The organism is Mesorhizobium sp. M5C.F.Ca.IN.020.32.2.1 (assembly GCF_004023105.1).
Lineage (GTDB): Bacteria > Pseudomonadota > Alphaproteobacteria > Rhizobiales > Rhizobiaceae > Mesorhizobium > Mesorhizobium wenxiniae.
This window is the reverse complement of sequence record NZ_RZSX01001053.1, coordinates 1-1,751: the sequence shown is the minus strand read 5'-3', so window position 1 is coordinate 1,751 and position 1,751 is coordinate 1. Positions and strand designations below refer to the sequence as shown.

Annotated in this window: 1 protein-coding gene and 1 pseudogene; both read right to left on the bottom strand. The window is 59.7% G+C overall.

Annotated elements, in window-relative coordinates; all coding sequences use genetic code 11:
- Positions 1–215 precede the first annotated feature (215 nt).
- Positions 216–818: a cupin domain-containing protein gene (locus tag EOA86_RS32715; RefSeq protein WP_127209380.1), complete on the bottom strand. Its 603-nt coding sequence runs from the start codon at positions 816–818 to the stop codon at positions 216–218.
- 472 nt (positions 819–1,290) lie between these two features.
- A pseudogene (locus tag EOA86_RS32710) lies at positions 1,291–1,751 on the bottom strand (GNAT family N-acetyltransferase); the annotation flags it as partial.

Here is a 1,751-nt window from a genome sequence, read left to right as displayed (position 1 = left end):
GCTATGGGCTCGGCAACAGCCTGGCCGTAATCGCCGAACATGCACTAGGTGCCCGTCTGATCGATGGGTTTCCAAACAATGCGACCAGGAGCGCGAGACGCTTCGAGCGGTCACTCGGTGGCTCGCGAGCGTCGAGATAGGCCGTTAGCCTGAGGTGTACACCCCTAGCTCGTGTGCGTTCTGTGCTGTGGGTCTTCGATCGATCTGCGCCTACTTCAGGTCTTCGTCCAATTTTGCAGAAGCGGGCCTTTGCTCCCATAGACGGGATCCTTGCGTGGACGACCTACCTTCTGGATTGTCGCGAGCGCGCGATCATGCTCCTGGGCAGTCGTGCATTCATCATAGGTCCCAAATGGAGGATAGGCGCCGACCACTAGAAAATCGGCGGATGCCGAAAGGCATTGATGCCCGGTGCCGGCCGGAAGAACCGCGACGTCGCCGGCCTTCAGGGACAGGGTTCGTCCCTTTTTGCCTCCAAACCGGACTTTGGCCGCCCCGGCTGCAACCCCGAGCACCTCATGTATTCGCGAATGGTAGTGAACGTAGTCGTAGATGCCATTCCGCCAGCTGTCCCCCCATCCATTGGCCTCGAAAAGCTCCTCCAAGACGGCTGCGGGATCAAATTCCTCAGGCAGCCTCACGGCGCCTCGATAGACGACAAGCGGCCAAAACGGATGATTGGGCACCAGGCCATCATCCTTGAACCAAAACTCATTCGCTTTTCGCCGCCTTACAAGACCGGTTACTTCTTGCCTGCCCGGTCTTGCGACACCGGTAGCCTGCTCGACAGCTTTCTTGGCACTCTGCAGAATGCTCATGATGTAGCCTGCATTGCTGGCTGTCAGAAGACGAGCCTTCATGCCGATTCAACCGTCTTCATGCCGGTCGGTTCCGCTGCCTGTTCGGTAGGGATCTACGCCGTGTCTATGTCTGCCCCTGCGCTTCACCGATCAGGCGATGGCCATCGCGGACGGCCGGTTGGTCGCATACGGGTCATCGCCGGACGTCATCACATCCGATCTGCTGCGGGACATTAATCACGTCAACGCGCGAATCGCACCGTGTCGCACGGCATCGGCCACGTTATCGTGGATGGCGTGGCGGATGGGTGTCGGACGGTCATTGTGTCGGCAGCGAAACCGGATCCGGGATTCGGGGAAGATTCCAAGCGGTAGTCGTCCCGGCCGCATGATAGCAACCGCATTACACCCGTTTCTTGGGCTTTTCGGTGCAATTCGAGCGCTCTGATCTACAGACACCTCTGACCGCTTGCTTGAGGGCGGAGTGTGCTCAGCTCCAGGCGTGGCTGGCCAGCCCATAAACCCAAGGTCCGTTGCTTTCCCGGTTCAGAAACCGGCGGCCTTTTGACATTGTCGTCACGGTCTCGGCAACGCCGAGGCCGCTCTGCTGAAGGAACTCGGCAAACACGCCATCCCTCTCGCGCGTATCGACGCGCGCGAATCGACCTGCCAGCTTCTTCAGATGGAAGGCGGTGAGATGGACCGCGTCCTGGTCGCTCCGAGCCACAATGGGGCCAATCACGTGGCCGCGCCCGAACTCGCGACACATGGAATAGCCAACGACCTCGCCGCCACGACTCAAAGTGGCAATTGAGGCATCGTCCGAGAGCAACGCAAGCAGCCTTGCACGGTTTGTCCCGAATGCGCGCGCGTCCAGCGCGGTGATGTCGCCGAGCCTGTCGCTAGGCAGGTCACTTAGTTCACCGTCGAGAGCTGGCATCTTTTTTTTTT

What these genes read in the sequence shown, in the direction of transcription:
- EOA86_RS32715 (WP_127209380.1), bottom strand. Translation starts at nt 818, where the DNA reads ATGAGCATTCTGCAGAGTGCCAAGAAAGCTGTCGAGCAGGCTACCGGT.